Below are 2,892 nucleotides of genomic sequence, written 5' to 3' on the forward strand. Positions count from 1 at the left end.
GTAGCGCAGCGAAGGGTCGCAGACAGTAGGGTCGCCTTTCTTTTCCTTAGGTTTCTTTGGCGAAGCAAAGAAAAGTAAGTCGCCTGCCGGGGCGACTCCCGGCCAGCCCAAGCCCGCAAAGCCAATCCGCTACCAATTAAATAGCAATCTTCGCCCGCATCCATTGGACTACAGCCACTTTCCCCTTAAAAACGGCATTCAATACTTGAGCCGCGCATAGTAAGTCTCCTGCGCCGCCTCCCGCGCCTGCCGCAGCGTGTGAATCCCCATGGCCTGCAGCAGCGGCAACAAGCGCAGCAGCACTTCGGCGGTGACCATGGCGTCGCCCAGCGCGGTGTGCCGGCCCAGCACGGTGATGTTGAAGCGCTCGGCAATCGCCTCCAGCCGGTGCGATTCCTGGTTGGGGTGCACGACGGCCGACAGCAGCAGGGTGTCGAGCACCGGCTGGTGAAAGGCCACGCCGGTACGGGCTTCCTGCAGCTGCAGAAACTTCATGTCGAAGGCTGCGTTGTGCGCCACCAGCACGGTGTCTTGCGCAAACACGTGGAAGGCGGGCAGCACCTCGGCGATGCGCGGCTTGCCGGTGACCATGTCCTGCGTGATGCCGTGAATCGGAATCGATGCGGCGGAAATGACGCGACCGGGGTCCACCAGTTGCTCGAACGACTCCTGCCGCAGCAGCTTGCCGTTGACGATGCGCGCCGCCCCGATCTGGATGATTTCGTCGCCTTCCGACGGGTTGAGCCCGGTGGTTTCGGTGTCGAACACGGTAAAGGAAAGCGACGACAGCGGCTGGTCGTCCAGCGCGCTGCCCTGCTCCGTGATCTGGAACAAATCAAAATCGTAGTATTCGGGCCGGCTCTCGCTTTGCATGATCTGCGAGGCCTGGAGCTGCTCTTGCTCGCTGGCCAGCGGCAGCAAAAAGCGAAAAAAGGCCTGGTGGCGCACGCGTTCGCGCTCAAACCACATTTCGCCGCCATGGCGTTCCACCACATCGCGCACCGTCAGCGGCGTGCTTTGCGCGCCAAAACGCATCGGATCCATCTCCCAGGTCATGACGGTTTCTGTGCTCATCACCTGGCCGGACCAGATCAGGTCGAGTTGCGCCCGCGGGCCTGCTTTCTGCAGCCGCAGTTGCAGGAACTTCACGTCGAATTCATCGACCAGCCGACCGGCCAGGTAGGTCAGCGCCTGCAGCAGCGTGAAGCTTTCGACCTTGAGCCACAGGCGGACGTCCGCCCCCTCCAGCGTTACGGCGCGCTTGCAATGGGCTTGAATTTGCTGCTGCGCTGCCGTCACCAGGTCGGTGCCCAGCATTTCCTCCAGCGGCCAGCGGGTCTTGAGTCCCAGGGTCGAGCGCTGCACCAGCTCGGTGATGCGCTGGCTCATGGCGGCCACTTCCTCGCGCACCACGGCCAGGAAGCGTTCACGCATGGCTGGCTCCAGGTCGGCGTAGCCGAGCATGTCCACCGCGGCCTGCATGTTGGCCAGGGACGAGCGGCTGCCTTCGGTCAGGCCATGCAGCAGCTGGTCGCGCCGAGTCTCTTCCTCGAAGCTGAACGTGATGTTGTCCAGCATCAGCACAAAGCCGCTGATCCCGCCCTCGGCCTCCGCGGCGGATTCGCCCGCGCGCACCGGCGCCATCTGCACGCGCAGCAGCTGGCCGGTGCGCGTCGTGGTGACAAACTGGGCCGACGGGCTCGCCGCACCGCGACGCATGCGCTGGTGAATATTCTCCAGCGCATGCGCCACCAGCTGGCGGTCAAACACGGCATAGATGGAGCGGCCTATGCCCATCAGCTCGGCACCGCCGGCCAGCGCGGGAGCCTGCGACAGGGCGCGAAACTGCAGCCGGGCGCGGCTGTTGTAAAGCAGGATGCGGCCATCCAGGTTGCACACCACCACGCTCTGGGTCAGCTCGGACATCAGCGCGGCCAGGCGATTCTTCTCCTGCTGCACGCTGCGGCTGGCCTGCGCAATCTGCTGCGCCACGTCTTCGCGCAAGCGGTCACGCTGGGCGGCCAGTTCATTGATGGCGCCCGCCAGGGCCTGGATTTCCGCGCTGCCTTGCGGGTTGACGTGCTGGACCCCGCTGGCCGCCAGCAGCACGCGGGTTTCCTCCAGCAGCCGGCCCGGTGCACGGGCGTAGCGCTGAAACAGCAGGCGCAGCACGGCGGCCACACCCACCAAAGCCACCACCCAGCTCATGCCCAGCAAGGCCATGCGTGGCCCGAGCACCGCGCCCACGGTGCCCCGCTGCGCCGGCTCCAGCGTGGACCAGACGAGCGCCACGCTCAATCCCATCCAGGCGGCCAGGGCCAGCCCCACGGCAGCAATCGCCACCATCAACCGACGCCCCGGCTTCATGGCGGCGCCCCCAGCATCTCAGCCACTTTTTGCACCAGTTCACGCGTTGAAAACGGCTTGGTCATGTAGGCGTCCGCGCCCAGGGCCAGGCCCTTGGCCACGTCGGTGTCGCGGCCCTTGGCGGTGAGCATCAGGATTTTGGTGGCCTGCAGTTCCTCGCTGGCGCGCACGGCCTGGCAGACCTCGAAGCCTGATTTTTTGGGCATCATCACATCGAGCAGCACCAGATCGGGCTTGTCACGGGCAATCGCGTCCAGCGCCTCCTGGCCGTCGCGGGCCACCAGCACGGTATAGCCTTCGCGCTTCAACAGGTATTCGAGCGAAATCACGATGTTCGGCTCGTCGTCAGCGACCAGGATTTTTTGGCTCATGGCATGTCTCCTTGTTGGGGGTAGGCCGCATCGGGCGCGGGTGCGGCCCAGGGCAGGTGAAACGAAAAGCAGGCGCCTTGCCCGGGGCTGGACGCCAGCCACAGACGCCCGCCAAAGTGTTCCACGATCTGGCGGCTGATGGGCAGGCCCAGGC

At 65.1% G+C, this 2,892-nt stretch carries 3 protein-coding genes; all 3 read right to left on the reverse strand.

What is annotated here, in order from left to right; translation table 11 throughout:
• Nucleotides 1-198: 198 nt before the first annotated feature.
• The 3 genes from Q8K05_RS12940 to Q8K05_RS12950 are packed head-to-tail and all read right to left on the reverse strand — an operon-like array spanning nt 199 to nt 2,863.
• Nucleotides 199-2,367 (reverse strand): exonuclease domain-containing protein, encoded by a 2,169-nt coding sequence (locus Q8K05_RS12940; protein ID WP_305247006.1) that lies wholly within the window; start codon nt 2,365-2,367, stop codon nt 199-201.
• Nucleotides 2,364-2,738 (reverse strand): response regulator transcription factor, encoded by a 375-nt coding sequence (locus tag Q8K05_RS12945; RefSeq protein WP_305247008.1) that lies wholly within the window; start codon nt 2,736-2,738, stop codon nt 2,364-2,366. The genes Q8K05_RS12940 and Q8K05_RS12945 overlap by 4 nt, the downstream gene beginning before the upstream one ends.
• Nucleotides 2,735-2,863, reverse strand: coding sequence for a hypothetical protein (locus Q8K05_RS12950; RefSeq protein WP_305247010.1), 129 nt, complete (start codon nt 2,861-2,863; stop codon nt 2,735-2,737). Before Q8K05_RS12950 ends, Q8K05_RS12945 begins: the two co-directional genes overlap by 4 nt.
• Nucleotides 2,864-2,892: the final 29 nt, after the last annotated feature.

The sequence above is a fragment of the Polaromonas sp. genome, from assembly GCF_030682935.1.
Lineage (GTDB): Bacteria > Pseudomonadota > Gammaproteobacteria > Burkholderiales > Burkholderiaceae_C > Polaromonas.

Excerpts from the sequence above, each read along its gene's own strand:
- Q8K05_RS12940 (WP_305247006.1), bottom strand. The coding sequence starts at position 2,367 with ATGAAGCCGGGGCGTCGGTTGATGGTGGCGATTGCTGCCGTGGGGCTG.
- Q8K05_RS12945 (WP_305247008.1), bottom strand. The coding sequence starts at position 2,738 with ATGAGCCAAAAAATCCTGGTCGCTGACGACGAGCCGAACATCGTGATT.